The sequence below is a fragment of the Diplocloster modestus genome (assembly GCF_019042245.1).
GTDB classification, from domain to species: domain Bacteria; phylum Bacillota; class Clostridia; order Lachnospirales; family Lachnospiraceae; genus Diplocloster; species Diplocloster modestus.
This window is the reverse complement of record NZ_JAHQCX010000006.1, coordinates 38,987-57,464: the sequence shown is the minus strand read 5'-3', so window position 1 is coordinate 57,464 and position 18,478 is coordinate 38,987. Positions and strand designations below refer to the sequence as shown.

Here is an 18,478-nt window from a genome sequence, read left to right as displayed (position 1 = left end):
TCAAACGGCTATCAGCCCATAAGGGCTTAGCATATACCATTACTTATCAAAATAAAAGGAGGTAAAAGTAATGAAAAAGTTATTAGCAGTTCTCTTAACCTTAACGATGGTGGCAGGCGCTGCCGTAGGATGCGGTTCCAAAAGTGAGGAACCGGCAAAAAGTGAACCCGCGCAGAACGAAGATACATCGGCCCAGGCTCCCGCAGATGCAGACACTTCCGCCCCCGCAGCCGATGGTGAAGAACCCTATATAGCTATGGTCGCGCTGGGATTCTCACATCAGTTCTGGCAGGCGGTAAAATCCGGCGCCGATCAGGCTGCTGCTGATTTGGGCGTGAGAATTACTTTTGAAGGGCCGGAGCAGGAGACTATGGTAGACAAACAGGTCGACATGCTGAAAACCGCGCTGGGTAACAATCCGGCAGCTGTGTGTATGGCAGCCATTGACAATGAAGCTGTAGCCGGTATTCTTCAGGAAGCAAAAGGAAAAGGAATCAAAGTGGTAGGTTTTGATGCTGGTGTCGGAGAAGCGGAATCTGAGGCGAAATGTTCCACCGACAGTTTAGCAGCCGGCGCGCTGGCTGCAGAACATGCGGCTGAGCTTTTGGGAGGAAAAGGAAAAATAGGTATTGTCGGACATTCCCAGACAGTTGTTGACGCAGTGGAAAGAGTTGTTGGTTTCAAAGATAAAATAGCGGCGGACTATCCGGATATCGAGATCGTCGATGAGCAGTATGGGGAAGGTGACCACTTAAAATCAGCAGAAGTTGCTAAAAGTATGATGCAGGCTAATCCGGATATTCAGTTGATTTATACATCCAACGAAGGAGCTTGCGTAGGCGCTTATAATGGGCTGAAAGAAGCAAATAAGTTAAAAGATGTTAAACTGGTAGGTTTTGACTCTTCCGCAGCTATGAAAGAAGCGATCAGAAGCGGAGAAATCGCAGGAGCTATTACCCAGGATCCGGTTGGAATGGGTTATAAGACAATAGAAACCGCAGTCAAGCTGATGAATGGAGAGAGTGTCGAATCCTTCATCGATACCGGCTGTTACTGGTATGACGCCAGCAATATGGACGATCCGAAAATAGCGCCGTTGCTGTACGATTAAGAAGCAAGAACCTGTAAAGAATGTCATAGTTAGAAAAACGCTCAGGAGAAAGGGTCCGTACCGCTGGACTGCGCAAAGAAGCTGGTAAAATCAGCGCAAAAAGCTGGTTATGCGCAAGCGGTTAGGATTGCGCATAAAATGGAATAATGTTACAATTTAGTCAACCATATCCATACATACCAGAACATAGCATCACGCGCAAAGGATCCTTTTTAAACCTCTTCTTTACAAAAGCGGCAGAAAGATCGATATGGAAATTCTAAAATACAGGAGAAACTATGAGCGCAACACTAAAAGATATCGCCGAATATCTGGGATTATCTACCTCAAGCGTATCCAGAGTATTGAATAACAAAGGGCGGATCAGTGAGGAGACCCGGAAAAAAGTTTTTGAAGCTGCAGAGAAATTTCATTATCGTCCGAATGAGACAGCCCGGGAATTAAAGATGCAGAGGAGTTCCACCGTTGGAGTGATCATCCCGGATGTGGCCAATACTTTTTATGTGAAAATGCTGAAAAGTATGGATCAGATGTTGTGGGACGCCGGCTACAGTATTATATTCTGCGACACGAATGAGAATATTGAACGGGAAAAGGCTTATTTTGAACTGCTGAAGTCCAAGAAAGTAAGCGGAATGATCATCGCGACAACGTGTAAAAGCGATATCTATGAAAAGGAAAGCAAGCTTGGAAACTATGTATTTGTGGATAATGCGCCGTATATTACGAATAAACCATATTCCTTTGTAAGCGTGGACAATGAGCGGGCTTCCTATGAATTGACACAGAAAATTATCGAATACGGTCACCGTGATATCGCTATGATCAGCGGGAACCTGGATGAATCTTCCAGCAATGATCGTGTGGCAGGATTCAAAAACTGCCTGTCGGATTATGGAATACCTTTCAATCCAAGACGGCATTACATAGGAGACTGCCATTATAACAGCGGGTATGAAATTACAAAGAAACTAATCGAACACGATAATCTTCCTTCTATAATATATGCCCATAATAACGTAGAGGGCTTCGGTGCAATGTATGCGCTGAAAGAGGAGAACATCCGGATACCGGAAGATGTTTCCCTTGTCTGCTTCGACGGACAGGACGACGCAAAGCTGATTGAACCGGTATTCACAGGCGTAAGCCAGCCGATCGAGCGGATTGGAGAGACCGCTGTACAGATGATCATTGACAATCTGAAAAACGATGGAAATCATTTCAAAACCGTTACGAATTTTCTGGATTATACATTTATTGAGGGAAGATCACTGAAAAAGGTCAATTAATCTGGTGCTTCGACAGAGGCGAAAAGCAAAAAAGATTACAGTGGTGGTTTAACGGGTGAGCAATCGTTTGCTCACCCGTTGTGCAAAAAAGCACTGCATAAAACAGTATGTGCATTCTGGAATTTCCATAATTTCAGGAAAATGCATTTTAAGACAGGAGACGAAACGTGAAAGATTATGGGAAAAGAGTCTGGTTCTTTCCGGACGGGGACAGGCCGCCATTTGGCGACAGTGAATTAAAGGGACATGAGTCCGTGGTTGTTTTAAATCCCAATGACCGGGATGCGCATATCCGAGTTGTATTTTACTATGAGGATGCAGATCCGGATACTGCAGAAGGAATTACGATAGGGGCGAACAGAGTGCGTTGTATGAAAACCCATGAAGAGCAATATTTCGGAGCTCACACCCAATCCCTTGGCAGGCAGTATGCGATGAAAGTGGAAAGTGACGTACCGGTTATCGTACAGTACGGCAGACTGGACGCGAGGCAGACGAACCTGGCTTATTATACAGTGATGGGTTACGGCTTTGAAGATTAATAAAATAAAAAAGATAATGGAGGAACAGTAAATGAAAAGAGTAATGATTCCGGACGAAGAATATAAACAGAGAATAGCCAGGGCAGCGAAACTGGCCGGCGAGCGGGGCCTGGATATATTAGTGGTAAACGGCTCGGAAGCGGACTATGCGAACACCAGATATCTATCCGGGTTTTGGCCGGTATTCGAGCGGGCCGGCGTGGCGATCACACCGTCCGGTGACTGCGCGCTGATGGTTGGTCCTGAGAGTCAGATTTTTGCTTCCGATTTCGGCCACATTGACAAGGTGCGCGTACTCCGCGAATACCGCGAGTCTGCCAATCCCCAGTATCCGGAGCTGCATCCCACGAATTTTCGGGAGGTTTTCAAAGAATTAGGCGTTACCGGAGACCACATTAAGATCGGAATGGCAGCCTGGCTGGATACGAACCTGGTGATCTATGAAGGCATTAAAGAGTGTTATCCGGAAGCGGAACTGATCCGCTGTGATGATATTATGACCACGTTGAGAAGTGTGAAATCCGTCAATGAAATCGCCTGCCTAAGGGAAGCCGCTCGAATTACGGAGATCGCCACAAAGGAAGTTATCAAAGCCCTGCGTCCCGGAGTGACTGAGCTGCAGATGGTGGGAATCGCCCAGAAAGCAATCTATGAAAACGGCGGCGAATATGAAGGGCTTCCGCTCTATGTATTCTCTGAAAAATCCACCCAGCATGCGATCTCCCGCTCCTCTTACCGGGAAATCCAGAAAGGTGATATCGTTCAGATCAACCTGGCTGCCAAGATCGACGGATACTCTCCCTCCATCGGTATGCCCGTATCCATGGGCCCGCTGGCCGGGCTCAAAAAAGAGCTGGTGGAATTCTGCCTGAAAGCCCATATGTGGACTGAGAAACAGCTAAAAGCCGGAGTGACCGCAGCGGATGTAGCAAAGGATTTCATCAAATACTTCCAGGAGAATGGCTACGGAGAGAACCTTCTGTATGGACCCTGCCATGGTTTGGGCTTGATTGAAGTGGAGGCTCCGTGGATGGAGACCATTTCCGATTATCCCCTTTTACCCAACATGACATTCCAGATCGACACCTTTGCTATGGGACCGAATTTCGGACTGCGCTGGGAGAAACCCATTGTCATCACAGAGAACGGCTGTGACCTGCTCAGCCCTCAGATCGGCACCATCCACGAGATAGAGTGCTAATCAATTTGGGACATGTCCAAACCAATATGGACATGTCCCAAACTGAAATGGACATGTCCCCAAGCTAAAAAATACTGTCCTGTGCCCGCATTAGATGATACAGCTGCGCCGGGGCAGAAAATTTTAGGCTAAGTGCAAACGTTTGCCCAAGCCTAAGATATTGAGGAAAGGATGAATCCATATGAATCAAATACCAGAATTAACCGTCATGCCGCCCTGCTATGACGTCTCCTTTGGAGAGCAGATCCGCGCCATCTGCTGTTACATAAACAGGTAGCCGGTATGAGTTCGAATCTGAAGGATCTCTCCGAATACCTGGGGCTTTCTATATCAACCGTAAGCAGGGCGTTGAACGGAAAAGGGCGGATTTCAGAGGTGACCAGGCAGCGGGTAATGGACGCGGCCAATAAATTGTCCTATGTGCCAAATAATATGGCCAGATCGTTAAAGCTCAGCAGCAGTTCCATCGTGGGCGTGATCCTGCCGGATATCACAAATGTGTTCTATCCCCGGATGCTGCAGGCGATAGACCGAGAGCTCAGCTATCACGGCTATAATATGATCTTCTGCAATACAGACGAAGATATTACGAGAGAGCAGATGTACTACGATCTTTTAAAAGTCAAAAATGTCATGGGTATTATTATCTCACAAGCATGTCAGAACGACATCTATGAGCGGGAAAATGAACTTGGAAATGTGGTGTTCGTGGACAATATACCTCGGGTAACTAAGAACAGCTATTCTTTTGTAGGAATTGATAACCACAAAGCAGGTTATGAGTTAACAGAAAAACTGATTTCATATGGACATAAGGATATCGTGGCCATCTCCGGAATCGTAGAGGAGACGACAGCCATCGACAGGCTCAGGGGCTTTCGCGATTGCATGCGGGATCATGAGCTGCCCTGTGGCGAAGAAGATATATATTATGGCAAATATAACTCAGAGAGCGTATCACAGTTAGTCAGCCAGATCCTGAGCCGTCGGACGCTTCCCACAGCGATCTATGTACCTAATAACATGCAGGCTTGCGGCACGATCCTCGCTCTGGAGAGAGCGGGACTGTATGTACCGGAGGATATTTCTGTGGTATGCTTTGACGCTATTGATTTTACGGGGCTGGTGCGACCAAGTCTAACCTGTATTTTACAGCCGGTGGAGAAGATGGCCCGGACGGCGGTGGAACATATCATTCGTAATGCCGAGTCCAAGACAAAATGCCAGATTACCAATTACATACTGAATTATGAATTTTATGAGGGAGGTTCTCTAAAGAAAAGATCACAGAGATAGAGGATCCGTATTCATGTGATTCTGATCGGTGAAGAACTAGGCTTTTCATTTATAAAATAGCATCTCCAAAAAGTCCTTATAATATAGAATAAGCTTTGTGATATTCATAAAGAATTCATGTATAAAATATGGAAAACTGCCCATATTAAAAACAGAAAAGCAAGAACATTGCTGTCTATAGAATATGGAAAAGGAGATACTATTATGAAACAGTTTAAGAAATTATTCTTAAGTGTGACAGTATTACTTATGATTTGCCTGGCTACGGCCTGCAGCAACGACAAGAAAAATAATGACAACACCACAGGTAACGGTACAGGTACCACCACAGAATCCGGAACCAATGCCACAGCGACACCTGCCGCTACAGCAACGCCCGGAACCACCAACAACAGCGCCACGGAAGGAACCGATGCCACGGATAATAATGACGGTACAGCAGGAAATGCTGCCGGGGATATTATCGACGGAGCTGCCGGCGCAGTTGATGAAGCAGTAGACGGCGTAAAGGACGCAGCGGATGATCTGACCGGAAACGGAACCAACGATGGTGTAGAAACGACTGCAACCCCTAACGGCGCAGCACAATAATATAATACGGTAATCCAAAAAAGGACACTGCCACACATGGCGGTGTCCTTTTTAGCTTTTCTTAAGAGGAGTGTACAAATTCATATACCCTTCAAAAATTTGTCTATATAGTAAAGAGCGCAGCCGATGGTGGCAGACCGTTCCCCGCATATTCCCGGCTTAATAGAGAAATTGTGAAGCGGAAATGGATAATATTCCTGGACAAAGCTATATAGAACCGTAATGTCTTCCGCACAGATATAGGTTTGAACCAGCCCGCCCAGGATTACATCATTATCCAGAACCGTATGTATATTGCTGATTGCCAGTGCGAGATTGCGCAGATAGGAGGTCCAGATGTCCTGCCGTATCTTGTCGCCATGCCGCAGATAGTTAAAAAAGCTGTTGAAATCTTCTTCTATCCCAGATTCTTTTATCAATTCTTTCAGACTGTTGGCGGAGCAATACGCTTCCACACAGCCCTTTTTCCCACAGTAACAAGGCTTTCCGTCCGGCACCATACACATATGTTCAAAAACGCCGCTTCGGGCTTCCTGGCCGTGATAGATATGTTTGTTGAGTATAACCGCTCCTCCCAGATTCCGGTTCAGTGAGACATAGACACCGTCTGTGATCTCTTTTTGGTGCCAGAGCTCGGCGAAGGCAGCGGCTTCAGAATCGTGGATTAAGATACAGGGGAGAGAAATATACCTGGAAAAACTGTCCAGAGACATATCAGTGGCACCCAGGATCTCCGCATAAGTTGCCAGTTTGCCGTCCTGTGAGGTAAGTCCCTGAATTCCGATGCCAACTCCCAGAATATGTTCTGCGGGATATGGAATTTCCCGTATGAACTGGTTGATCCAGTCCGCTAATTTCTGGAAGCAATCTTCTGTGTTATCGAACTGGAGCATGAGCGAGGATTCTTCCAGCGAGTGGCCATAGAGATCGATAGCAGCGATATAGGAGATAGATTTCAGAACTTCTACTCCGATACCGATTCGGGCTGTGTGGACACAGGAGATCATCTGCGCTTTCCGGCCGCCGGTAGACTGATACAGGCCATTCTTTTCGATGAGGCCCAGCTCCTCCAGTTCTTTCAGATTCTGGTTTACGGTGGGCAGACTGAGATTGAGATCGGTGGCAATGGTCTGTCGGGAGGTGATTTTATTATTATAGATGTTTTCAAATACTTTACTTCTGTTGATTTTCTTTAAATCTGTGGATGTTAGGGTTGTTGCATTCAATTGTTTTCACCTCATAAGACTTTTACAAAAGTTGTATATAAAACAATATAACAGTAAGAAAGGAAAAAGTCAATCATTCCTTTAGTAAAGTGGAAATCACATACCTGTCTCAATAATATTCGGTTATTTATATTTTCATCAATCTCGATTTTCTACCTTTACGAGAGTGTTTTTATTAATATTTTACATTAATTTTTTGAATTTATAACAAATGTACAAAAAATAATCTCAAAATTTAGCAAAATTAGAAATTGTTATATGGAATCAATTCTGATAATATAATAATTAGTTTAATAAAACACATTTACATAAGTAAATTACAAAAGGGGGAAGAAATGTTACGACATATGTCAATCCCAAAAGAAAAGCGAGTCGTCACTTTAGCGTCGGAAATTGTCTACGGACAGCGCAGCGAATGGTGCGGCGCTACCTACCGGCCATTGAAATTGAGCTTGATGCGCAGCAGACAGTTTTTTGAATACGACAGGAAAGAAAAGCTGCCGTTGATAGTCTGGTTATGCGGAGGAGGTTTTACTACAATGGACCGGAATGTCTGGATTCCGGAACTTGCCTGGTTCGCGAAGAGGGGATACGCTGTGGCAAGCGTGGAATACGGTACTACCTGCCGTACCAGGTTCCCGGAACAACTGGAGGATATCAAATCAGCGGTCCGATTCCTGAGGGCCCATGCCAAAGAATACAATTTAGACCCGGAACGCTTTGCACTGGCCGGAGAATCAGCCGGCGGATATCTGAGTCTGCTGGCCGGTGTGACCGGTGATGATCAAGAGTATAAGACCGGCGGATATGAGGAATATCCGGTAAATGTGCAGGCGGTTGTGGCTTTCTATCCTGTGACAAAACCCTCGGAGATGGATTTTTGTCCGGAAGTTGTGCCGGTACCTCCTGATTTTAAGCAGTATCCCGACATCATGAACTTATTGAAGGATGAGTGCCCTCCGACCATGCTGCTGCATGGAGACGCGGATACACAAGTTCCGCCCGGGCAGAGCGAAGAACTGTACAGAGCGCTGACTGACCGGGGAATCCCGGCAGAGTGCTGTATATTGGAGGGGGCGGGACACGCCGATGAGCCATTTGTACAGGAAGAGACAAAACTGATCGTTTTGGAATTTCTGAACAAACATTTAAAGAAAGAAGGCAGACAATGAAAGCAGCAGTATTTTATGGAAAACATGACATCAAGGTGGAAGAGGTGCCGATGCCGCAGGTAGGCGAAAGAGATGTGCTGATCAAAGTAGAGGCCTGCGGCATATGCGGAACGGATGTACATATTTATGAGGGAGACAAGGGGGCGGCGGCCTGTACGCCTCCTACGATCCTGGGGCACGAGTTTTCAGGTGTTGTGGAAGCGGCAGGTAAACTAGTCACAGGGATCAGGGCTGGCGAGAGAGTGAGTGTGGACCCGAATCATTACTGCGGAAACTGTGCGTATTGCCGGGATGGAATCGCGCATTTCTGCGAACACATGACCGGCTATGGAACCACTGTGAACGGTGGATTTGCCCAATACTGCAGCGTGGATGAAAGACAGGTATACCGGTTGGGGAAACATACCAGTTTTGAACAGGGGGCGATGACGGAACCTCTGGCCTGCTGCCTACACGGCATTGACATGTGCGGGGTTCAGCCGGGCAGCCATGTGGCGGTGATCGGCGGCGGAATGATCGGCCTGCTTATGGTTCAGCTGTCCAAGCTTTCAGGTGCGGCCTCGGTTGTGCTGCTGGAACCCGTAGAAGGCAAACGCGATATGGGCCGCAGAATGGGAGCGGATCTGTGCATAAACCCGATTGGGACAGACGTCGGGAAGTTGCTGGCAGAACAGGGAATCAGCAGACTGGACACGGTGATTGAATGTGTAGGTAATGTAAATACAATCCGGCAGGCCATTGATCTGGCTGGTAAGAAATCGGTTGTGATGATGTTCGGTCTCACGAAACCGGATGATGAGCTTAAGATAAGACCTTTTGAAATATTTGAAAAAGAAATAGAACTGAAATCTTCCTATATTAATCCCTATACCCAGAAAAGAGCGCTGGACCTGATCGATTCCGGTCAGGTGGATGTTAAGTCCATGATCTGTGAAACCGCAGGGCTCGGTGAATTAGCTGGCATACTCAGCAGCCCGGAACGAAGATCCAAGGGAAAATATGTCATATCACCCTGGATCTAGTTTTACGATAAATCGATACAGGTAGTTTTTATTTAAATTTCAAAGAATAAAGGAGAAGAAAAATGAAGAGAAAGATTATGAAAAGTGTGTTAGCGGCTATGCTGGCGGGAATCATGCTGATGACAGGATGTACCTCAAATGCGGAGGAACCTGCAAAATCAGATGCTCTTGCAACTCCCCAGGGAACCGGGACAGATAAGGACACGGCAGCCCCTGCTGCGGGGCAGGAGAATCAGAATGGTGAGAAAGGCAGTTATAAGATCGGCTATACGATACAGGATCTGGCAAATCCTACCTGGGCGGCAAAGATCCAGTATATCACGGAAATGTGCGAAGAACTGGGATGGGAAGTAGCTGCGGTCGACAATGGCGCGGACTCCGGAAAACAGATTACCCAGGTTGAGAATTTTGTGACCAGCGGCGTGGATGTGGTAGTTGTCCAGCCGGCCGATGCGAATTCTCTGACGGACGTATCGAAGAAAGCGCATGACAAAGGGATCTATATGATGGCGGACGGAGTCTCTTTCCCGGAAGCAGATCTTTCCTATATTAATGATAACTTTACTGTAGGGAAAATGGTGGGAACCGCCTGCGGCGAATGGCTGAATAAAACGTTCGGAGAGGATGCCAAGACAGAGGTCGCGATCTATGAATGGCCCTCGATCAAAGAATGTATCGACCGTGTGGACGGCATGAAGGAAGGCTTAAAAGAGACCGCTCCCAATGCGCAGGTTGTGGCATCCGCTTCCGCAGCGAATGTAACCGATGGAATGTCAAATGCGGAAAATATCCTGCAGGCCCATCCGGAAGTGAAGGCATTTATGTGTTTTGGTGACGGAGGTGCTCTGGGTGCAAGCGAAGTACTGGAAGCAAAAGGAACAGGCGCCGATGAAGTGGGCATCTTCTCTATTGACGGAACCGACGAAGCGCTGACAAAGATCAAAAATAACACTCCTTTTAAAATGTCGGTAAGCCTTGGCAGCCCGAAGGGACAGGCGGATGGAATCATGGAAGCGCTGAAAGCACTTTTGGGTGGCAGCTATGAAGAAGTATACTATACCCCGAATGAGGTCGTGGACAGTTCCAATGTGGATGAATACCTGAAATAGCAGGGATACTGCGGGGCCTGCCTCATATGGGGCAGGCTTCGAAGCTTGGAAGAACAGGGCAAATCCGAATTTCAGGAGCAAAGGGTGAAGAGATGGAAAATAACAACATACTATCGGTTCAGGAAATCGTGAAAGAATATCCCGGGGTAAAGGCTCTGGACAAAGTCAGCCTGGATTTTAGAAAAGGGGAAATCCATGCACTTATGGGAGAAAACGGTGCGGGAAAATCAACACTGATCAAAGTGATCGCCGGGGCAATCCAGCCGGACGGCGGCGTGATCTACATGGATGGGAAAAAAGTAGAAGCCATGGATACGAAGATATCCAAAGATCTCGGCATTGCGATTATTTACCAGGAATTAATGATGGTACCTGCCCTTTCCGTTTCGGAAAATGTATTCCTGGGTTCTGCGGTTCGAAAAGGCGTGATGATCGAGCGCAAAGAAATGGATAGGCGTTCCCGAAAGATATTTGAAGATCTGGGAATCAAAATAGATGTCAGAAAACCGGTCGGTAAGCTGACCGTCGCCTATCAGCAGATGGTTGAAATTGCCAGAGCCCTTTCGAAGGATGCCAGAATCCTGATTATGGACGAACCCTCCGCCGCTTTGACGGAGGAAGAAGTCCAGACCATGCTGCAGCTGGTTCTGAAGCTGAAAGAAGCAGGCGTGACGATCATCTACGTCTCCCACAGACTGGATGAAGTATTCCAGATTACAGACCGGATCTCCGTGTTACGGGACGGACAGTACATTACCACACTGAACACAAAGGATACAGATAAAACGGAACTGATTCATTATATGGTGGGCAGGGATCTGAACGAGACATTTCCGGCCCGGAACTGCAGGATCGGGGAGGTAGGGCTGGAGATCAGGAATTTTTCCGGAAACGGGGTGAAGGACATCAGCCTGTCCGTCCGGCATGGCGAGATACTGGGGCTTGGAGGGCTTGTAGGGGCAGGCAGGACGGAGCTGGCGCAATTAATCTACGGCCTGAGAAAACCGGAGACCGGTGCGCTTTATCTGGACGGAAAACAAATCACAATCCGTTCGCCGAAGCAGGCCGTGCGCTGCGGGATGGGCCTGATCCCGGAAGACAGAAAGCAGCTGGGACTTCTGCTGGATTTCGACCTGCAGGAAAATATATCCCTGCCGTCACTGCCGCGGATATCCAAGGGGATCATGATCAGCAAAAAACGGGAAGGGAAGATGGCACAAGACCAGCAGACCGCGCTGAATATAAAGACTCCTTCCATGAAACAGAAAGCCAAGAACTTAAGCGGCGGTAATCAACAGAAGGTCGTGCTGGCCAAATGGCTGGGGGCCAATTGTGAGTATCTGATTTTCGATGAACCGACGAGAGGAATCGATGTCGGCGCAAAGCAGGAGATTTATAAGCTCCTGAATCAGCTTGCGGAAGAAGGAAAATGTATTCTCATGATTTCATCGGAGATGGAAGAACTGATCGGTGTCTCAGACCGGATTATCGTATTGTGTGAGGGCTGTAAGACCGGAGAACTTACGAAAGAGGAGTTCAGCCAGGATCGTATCCTGTCCATGGCATCCGGCACATAATGAAGGAGGATAGAAGATGAAAGGAATTGCGTTAAAAATAGGAAAATCGAGTAAACTGCCGATTGTATTGCTGCTGATTGGCATTATCATATTCTTTACGGTGTTGTCTCCGGCATTCTTAAGTCTTGATAATTTTCTGAATGTATTCCGTCAGATTTCCATGATTGGAATTGCGGGAATTGGTATGATCTGCGTGATGCTGACCGGCGGAATCGATCTGTCCATCAGCGCACAGGTTACTCTGGTAAATATCGTCTGCGCATTTATGATGGTAAATATGGGGATGCATCCGGTCCCCGCAAGTCTTGTGGCGATTCTGATCACAACGCTGCTGGGAACCTTTAACGGCATTCTGGTTGCCTATGGAAAATTAATTCCGCTGATCGCAACCCTGTGTATGCAAAATATGCTGAAAGGATTGAGCTATATTATTTCCAAAGGCCAGCCGATCTTTGGATTTCCCGAGTCCTTTAAGACACTGGGACAAGGATATGTGGGAGCGATTCCCATTCCGGTAATCGTATTAATTATTGTGGCGGTCCTGGGGGCAGTCTTTCTCAACAAAACTTATATAGGAAGATATTTCTACTGCATCGGCGGAAACGAGGAAGCCACCAACCTCTCCGGAGTCAATACCACAAAGGTAAAAGTACTGGCCTACAGTGTCTGCGGCTTCTTCTCCGGTCTGGCCGGCATCGTTTGGCTTTCCAGAGTCAACTCGGGGCAGCCGACTACCGGAAACGGCTTTGAATTTGACGTGATCAGCGGGATTGTATTGGGAGGCGTCAGCATTCTGGGAGGCGAGGGCGATGTGCTCGGTGCCATCCTGGGAGTGATTGTCATCGGTCTGCTGAACAACGGCCTGACACTTCTTAACGTGGGCGAGTATTACCAGCTTCTGGTGAAAGGGGTAGTACTGCTGCTGGCAATCGGTATGGATAGTTTTAAAAGGAATTTCAAGAAGAACTAACGTTTAGCAGAAAGGGATTAGCAGAAAAAGACTAGCAGAAAAAAATTAGCAGAAAGATAAAAAAGTATATATTTACAAGACCTTCACCTTATAGGATAATAAATGAAGAACGTATTCTCTTTACGAGAAAGGATCATTTATGAGAAAGGCAGGGCTTGCAAATGAAATTTCGTCCATGCATTGATATACATAACGGACAGGTAAAACAAATCGTCGGAGGAAGCCTGCAGGACCAGGGAGACCAGGCTTTAGAGAACTTCGTGGCCGAGCAGGATGCGGCCTATTATGCCCGGTTCTATCAAAAAGACGGGCTTAGCGGCGGACATATTATTCTGCTGAATCACAGGGAATCCCCTTATTATGAGGCGACAAGGCAACAGGCGGAGCTGGCGTTAAAAGCCTGTCCGGGAGAATTTCAAATCGGCGGGGGAATCGCTTTAGACAACGCGTTGGAATACCTGCGGATGGGAGCTTCCCATGTGATCGTAACCTCCTATGTATTCCGGGAAGGGAATATTCAGGAGGAAAATCTGAAGGCCATCAGCCGCCTTGTGGGAAGAGAGCACCTGGTTCTGGACCTGAGCTGCCGGCGCAAGGAGGACGGTTATTATATCGTAACGGACCGATGGCAGAACTTCACGGAAGTCAGAGTGAATCCGGATACACTGGATGAGCTGGCCGCCTATTGCGGCGAATTTCTGATCCATGCCGCAGACGTGGAGGGCAGAGCGCAGGGAATCGAATTTGATCTGGTGGAGATGCTGGGAGACTGGGAGGGGATCCCGGTCACCTATGCCGGCGGTGTTGGTAATTTTGACCATCTGGAGCAATTATACATTCTGGGACAGAACCGTCTGGATGTGACGATCGGCAGCGCTCTGGATCTTTTTGGCGGCTCTATGGATTATAATAGAGTGCTGGATTTCTGCGAAGCGTCCAGAGAATAATAGAAAATACGGATCACGGAATAGGAGAATTCTGACAGAATTCTCCATTTTTCGTGTTTAAACAAAAGATTTCACAAAAAGTTAAGAATTTCAGACAAAATTCTCTGCTATAATAGATACGGAAATTTTAGCTTATGGATAATTTGGCATATGGATAAAATCCGGTTATGGCCATACCCGGATTCTTAATACAGGCAGGTTTAAAGGAGAACTTATGTTTCGTAAGAAATTTAAATATATCATAGTTTCCGTTATCTTATGTATACTTCTCATAGAAAACACAAAGACTGCGCTGGCGGCCGTTCCAACTGCCCAGTTTCCGGAAGGATGGCCCCAGGGGCCCAGTGTGGAGGCGGAGTCCGCCATTGTCATGGAGGCCGGCACTGGAGCTATTTTATATGAAAAGAATAGTCATGAAGAATTATATCCGGCCAGTATCACCAAAATCATGACAACTTTACTGGCTCTTAACAACAGTTCTTTAAATGAGTCCGTGACTTTTTCCCATGATGCCGTATTCAGCGTAGGGGCCTCGGATGCCAAACTGGGAGGTATCGACGAGGGGGATAAGCTGACTATGGAGCAGTGTCTCTATGGGATTATGCTGGCGTCGGCTAATGATGTGTCCTACGCGGTAGCGGAACATATAGGGGGAAGCCTTTCCAAATTCGTGGACATGATGAATGAAGAGGCAAAAAAGCTGGGCTGTGAAAACACACACTTTATGAACGCCAGCGGCCTGCCGGATCCGGAACACTATACGACAGCCTATGATATGGCGCTGATCTCCCAGGAAGCCCTCAAAAACCCGGTGTTTTGCCAGATCGCGCAAACCATGGTTTACACGATACCGGCGGACGAGTACTGCCCGGAACCCAGGGCCAGGGCCAATCATCACGAGATGAAATCCAATGGGAAATATCCATATGATGGCTGGACAGGAGGAAAGACCGGCTGGACAGCATCCGCTGGATACACCCTGGTCACCTTTGCACATAAAAATAATATGGATCTGATCTGTGTGATTATGAAATCCTCCCAGACCGGTCAATATACCGACACCAAGGCGCTGTTGGATTACGGCTTTCAGAATTTTAAACGCATGAATCTGTCAGAGGCGGACACCGGGACGGCAGAACAGGAATCAGATGACAATCCGCTGGGGCTGGGTGATTTTATGAAAGAGCAGCCCCTGTTAGGCATCAACTCCGAGGATTACATCGTGATTCCCGGACCGGCGGGCTGGGACCAGATAGAGGCAGAGTTCATACCCGAAGCCCAAGACGATGAGACGGCCGGAAGCATGCGTTATACCTATAACGGTTACTATGTCGGTACCGGACGAGTCGTATTAAACGCGGAGAATGCGTACAAGTTCCAGGCGTCTACAAATCTAAGCCGAAAGAATTCCGCGCAAGGGATCCTGAAGATTAATCCCTGGGTCATCGTAGCCGCGGCAGTCCTGGCCGTCATACTGATCGTTGTTCTGGTCCTGATATTCAGACGCCCGCGCCGCAGGCGCCGGGGGCGGAAGCTGAGGTTCTGATCCCGGGGGAGGTTTGATCAATGCAAAGATCCAATCAATGCAAAGATCCAATCAATGCAAAGATCCGGTAAAATGATTGTAAAAAACTGTTAATATGGTATAATAATAATACCATATGTGAATGCGGTAAAACGCTCCAATGTGGGAATAATTCATAAAGGAGTTGAGCATCATGCGTTTTATAATCAGCGGAAAAAATATCGATGTGACAGAAGGTTTAAGGGCAGCAATTACGGACAAGCTAGGAAAGTTAGAAAAGTACTTCACTCCTGAAACAGAAGTCATCGTAACTTTGAGTGTTGAGAAAGAAAGACAGAAAATAGAAGTAACCATTCCGGTAAAAGGAAACATTATCCGTTCGGAGCAGGTCAGCAACGATATGTATGTCTCCATCGATCTGGTGGAAGAAGTGATCGAACGGCAGTTAAAGAAATACAAGAATAAAATCGTAGATAAAAAGCAACAGGCCGCGGGTAACTTTCAGCAGGCCTATATTGACAAGGATTATGAGGAAGACGACGAAATCAGGATTATTCGTACCAAGCGTTTCGGCATGAAACCTATGTATCCGGAAGATGCCTGTATTCAAATGGAACTGTTAGGACACAGCTTTTTTGTTTTCCGCAATGCGGAAACAGACGAAGTAAATGTTGTCTATAAACGAAAAGGAAATACCTACGGACTGATCGAGCCGGAATTCTAAAGATATAGAATAAAGATGCGCTGCCGTTATCAGAGTAAAATCTGAACGGCAGCGCTTTTCATTTATTGGGAAAACATGATCTGGGATATGTCCTGCCGCATAAAAACTCCGTTCTGCCGGAACTCATTAATTTAACCGGCATAATCTATTATAGGTAAGAACTATTTACCAATGGATTATAGAAGGAGTAATTGAAATGATAGAATTAAATAATGCGCTGCAGGTATCACTGTCGCGTCCTTTCCTTATATATGAGGGTTCGGATATTACAGGAACCGTTGATGGAAATGCAGGACCGGAAAGCTATTGCAGCCTGTCCTATACGGGAGCCTCCCGGTATCGCCTGAACAGAGAAGATCACAATCAGATCTTCCAGTTTTTCCTTACCGCTCAGGGGAGCGAGAGACTGGCCTACTGCCTGGATAAATTCGCCGATGGCCCTTACGGTGACGTCCCTTATCAAAGTACAACATTCGAAAGCCTGTTTCCAAACGCAGCTGCCAGGCAAAAAACTATGCTGGCATGGATTTTGGCGAACGCATTCCCGACAGTAAGCGCTTCCGATACCTTTGCGCTGGTCGGTGTCGATGACAAAGCCTCCCCGGTTCTGGATAACAACGATGCCTATGCGGTGGTACAGATAGCACTGTGGGTGCTGCTGGGCCAGATCGCCCCGGACGAAGTCTACTTTCTGGACTGTACAACCGGAGCGCCCCATCCCAAATCCGACCGGCTAAGAGCCGCAGTACTAAAACTTCTGGAACTGGCCGGCAGTTACGCAGATGCCGGCACGACCGGTAATTCCAGCATTCCGGCGGCATCTTCCTGTACCTGCCGCAATGAACTCATTAACTGCTGCAACAAAGGCAGTATACCCGGTAATTCAGCTACGCCATATCTTATATTTCGTGGCTGTCCCGATGAAATACGCACGGTCTGCGACCGGGTTATGATGGGGCCTTTCCGGCTTATATCCAACTTCAACGGCCAGCCAGCGATTACGATAGAGCCTCTGTGTGTATGTGATGATGACTTCACAGCTACCTTCATGGACTTTTGCGGTAACCCGATAACCTATCCGACGTTGAATCAAGAGTTCTATATCGCACTGCGCATGAGTTCCAACAGCCTGTGTTTTCGCGTAAAAGCAACCCTAACCGGTACGATCACCCGTGTAATCACAATGAAACCAAACAGTACAGCGCTCAACTATCAGCCGATCGGCTCCGCCTTTGAGGACCAGACTGTAACGCAGAACGCTGATATCTGCGTATGCCTGATCAATCCTCAATTAGTAGGAGGCAAGGGGAAATTCCATGGCAATGGTATTCAAATACTGAATAACAACAATAACAATAATAACAACAATAACAACAATAATACGAGTAATAATAACAATAACAGTAGCAACAATGGAAATGCCGGCGGTCTGATATGCGGTTCATATCCACCCTTTTTAGGATGGCCGTGTTGTATTCCATGGTGGATGTATCCGCAGGATCCCGACCGGCCCCCATATCCGCCTAAACCTCCGTACCCTCCGGAGCCGCCATACCCGCCGTATCCGCCTAAACCCCCGTATCCTCCGGAGCCGCCGTGCCCACCGTATCCACCTAAACCCCCGTACCCTCCGGAGCCGCCGTGCCCACCGTATCCACCTAAACCCCCGTATCCTCCGGAGCCGCCGTGTCCTCCAGAGCCGCCATGCCCGCCCAAGCCGCCGTGCCCTCCAGAGCCGCCGTGCCCGCCCAAACCGCCGTGCCCTCCAGAGCCGCCGTGTCCGCCCAAACCGTCGTGCCCCCCGGAGCCGCCGTGCCCGCCCAAGCCGCCCTGCCATCCAGAACCACCTTGTCCGCCCAAACCACCCTGTATTTGTGAACCATGTTGTAAAATACCCTATTGCCCTATAAAGTCGCCCTCTCCCAAGGTTCACTGAAAATACGATCCTAAAATACTGATCACTGCACAGGAGATTTTTCTTAAGCGGGATACAGCTTAATATCAGCTCATAAAAAGTGGCCGTAACAATAATAGTGAAGTGTTACGGCCACATTTTATAAGTGGATGGGGAGAGGACTGCGTAAGATCCCGTCAATTCAAATCACAGAAGTTCCGCAGTATTTCAGCAGAAGTTCACCAGAAGTTTGTTGAATTCGCCCTCCGATGGTGTTACAAT

Annotated in this window: 16 protein-coding genes; 15 read left to right on the top strand and 1 reads right to left on the bottom strand. The window is 47.5% G+C overall.

The annotated features are described in order from the left end of the window. Positions 1-70 precede the first annotated feature (70 nt). The 6 genes from KTH90_RS10620 (at position 71) to KTH90_RS10595 (ending at position 6,030) form a co-directional block, all read left to right on the top strand. Positions 71-1,111: an ABC transporter substrate-binding protein gene (locus KTH90_RS10620; protein WP_158352379.1), complete on the top strand. Its 1,041-nt coding sequence runs from the start codon at positions 71-73 to the stop codon at positions 1,109-1,111. A 278-nt stretch (positions 1,112-1,389) separates the two neighbouring features. Then, the gene (locus KTH90_RS10615; RefSeq protein WP_158352378.1) at positions 1,390-2,400 is read left to right on the top strand and encodes a LacI family DNA-binding transcriptional regulator; all 1,011 of its coding nucleotides are present in this window, start codon (positions 1,390-1,392) and stop codon (positions 2,398-2,400) included. 167 nt (positions 2,401-2,567) lie between these two features. Next, the gene (locus tag KTH90_RS10610; protein ID WP_158352377.1) at positions 2,568-2,942 is read left to right on the top strand and encodes a sensory rhodopsin transducer; all 375 of its coding nucleotides are present in this window, start codon (positions 2,568-2,570) and stop codon (positions 2,940-2,942) included. Between the two features lie 31 nt (positions 2,943-2,973). Then, the gene (locus KTH90_RS10605; RefSeq protein ID WP_158352376.1) at positions 2,974-4,143 is read left to right on the top strand and encodes a M24 family metallopeptidase; all 1,170 of its coding nucleotides are present in this window, start codon (positions 2,974-2,976) and stop codon (positions 4,141-4,143) included. 282 nt (positions 4,144-4,425) lie between these two features. Then, complete coding sequence (locus KTH90_RS10600) at positions 4,426-5,439, top strand: LacI family DNA-binding transcriptional regulator (protein ID WP_158352375.1); 1,014 nt, start codon at positions 4,426-4,428, stop codon at positions 5,437-5,439. A gap of 204 nt (positions 5,440-5,643) precedes the next feature. Then, entirely contained in the window at positions 5,644-6,030 is a 387-nt protein-coding gene (locus tag KTH90_RS10595; protein ID WP_158352374.1) for a hypothetical protein, read from the top strand. A gap of 80 nt (positions 6,031-6,110) precedes the next feature. Here KTH90_RS10595 and KTH90_RS10590 read toward each other — a convergent pair whose 3' ends face one another. Further along, complete coding sequence (locus KTH90_RS10590; protein WP_158352373.1) at positions 6,111-7,256, bottom strand: ROK family transcriptional regulator; 1,146 nt, start codon at positions 7,254-7,256, stop codon at positions 6,111-6,113. A 335-nt stretch (positions 7,257-7,591) separates the two neighbouring features. Between KTH90_RS10590 and KTH90_RS10585 the strand changes: the two genes are divergently transcribed. The 9 genes from KTH90_RS10585 to KTH90_RS10545 all read left to right on the top strand — a co-directional run bounded on the left by KTH90_RS10585 (position 7,592) and on the right by KTH90_RS10545 (position 18,238). Continuing rightward, positions 7,592-8,428, top strand: coding sequence for an alpha/beta hydrolase (locus KTH90_RS10585; protein WP_238726775.1), 837 nt, complete (start codon positions 7,592-7,594; stop codon positions 8,426-8,428). Beyond that, positions 8,425-9,450: a zinc-dependent alcohol dehydrogenase family protein gene (locus KTH90_RS10580; RefSeq protein WP_238726774.1), complete on the top strand. Its 1,026-nt coding sequence runs from the start codon at positions 8,425-8,427 to the stop codon at positions 9,448-9,450. Before KTH90_RS10585 ends, KTH90_RS10580 begins: the two co-directional genes overlap by 4 nt. A 62-nt stretch (positions 9,451-9,512) precedes the next feature. Then, a complete protein-coding gene (locus KTH90_RS10575; RefSeq protein WP_238726773.1) occupies positions 9,513-10,559 on the top strand; it encodes a sugar ABC transporter substrate-binding protein in 1,047 nt (348 codons plus the stop codon). A 92-nt stretch (positions 10,560-10,651) separates the two neighbouring features. Further along, positions 10,652-12,136, top strand: coding sequence for a sugar ABC transporter ATP-binding protein (locus KTH90_RS10570; protein WP_238726772.1), 1,485 nt, complete (start codon positions 10,652-10,654; stop codon positions 12,134-12,136). 16 nt (positions 12,137-12,152) lie between these two features. Further along, positions 12,153-13,106: an ABC transporter permease gene (locus tag KTH90_RS10565; RefSeq protein WP_158352368.1), complete on the top strand. Its 954-nt coding sequence runs from the start codon at positions 12,153-12,155 to the stop codon at positions 13,104-13,106. Positions 13,107-13,267: 161 nt separating this feature from the next. Further along, positions 13,268-14,053 carry a phosphoribosylformimino-5-aminoimidazole carboxamide ribotide isomerase gene (hisA, locus tag KTH90_RS10560; protein ID WP_158352367.1) on the top strand — a complete coding sequence of 262 codons (786 nt, stop codon included), beginning with the start codon at positions 13,268-13,270 and terminating at the stop codon, positions 14,051-14,053. A 214-nt stretch (positions 14,054-14,267) separates the two neighbouring features. After that, positions 14,268-15,599, top strand: a complete 1,332-nt coding sequence (locus KTH90_RS10555; RefSeq protein ID WP_158352366.1) for a D-alanyl-D-alanine carboxypeptidase family protein — start codon at positions 14,268-14,270, stop codon at positions 15,597-15,599. Between the two features lie 172 nt (positions 15,600-15,771). Next, positions 15,772-16,302, top strand: a complete 531-nt coding sequence (gene hpf, locus KTH90_RS10550; protein WP_158346295.1) for a ribosome hibernation-promoting factor, HPF/YfiA family — start codon at positions 15,772-15,774, stop codon at positions 16,300-16,302. Positions 16,303-16,498: 196 nt separating this feature from the next. Beyond that, positions 16,499-18,238 (top strand): thioester domain-containing protein, encoded by a 1,740-nt coding sequence (locus KTH90_RS10545; protein WP_238726771.1) that lies wholly within the window; start codon positions 16,499-16,501, stop codon positions 18,236-18,238. The last annotated feature ends 240 nt before the right edge of the window (positions 18,239-18,478 follow it).